Source organism: Pseudomonas sp. AC463, assembly GCF_979253585.1.
In genome coordinates, this window is record NZ_CEEDDZ010000048.1 from 1 (window position 1) to 267 (window position 267).

General features: G+C 69.3%; 1 protein-coding gene. It reads right to left on the reverse strand.

Features of this window, described 5'->3' with window-relative positions:
- Positions 1–109 precede the first annotated feature (109 nt).
- Positions 110–267: kinase/pyrophosphorylase (locus AC0IYH_RS28965; protein ID WP_471837440.1), on the reverse strand; the 158-nt coding region annotated here is incomplete at its 5' end.

Below are 267 nucleotides of genomic sequence, written 5' to 3' on the forward strand. Positions count from 1 at the left end.
GTCCAGTTGCGGAGCGGCCGGTGACACTCACGCGGTGCGCGGCAGCTGAACCCCGGCCTTCGCCGGGGCGGGGAGCAAGATGGAGGGGAAACCGACGCCAGCCCCATCCTCACACCTCCCGCTGGTTGGCGAGCGACACGATCGCCGCGGCGGTTTCCTCGATCGAGCGGCGGGTGACGTCGATCACCGGCCAGCCATTGTCAGCGAACATGCGGCGCGCGAAGGCGAGTTCGCGGACCACGGCTTCCTCCTCGACATAGGCGGTGT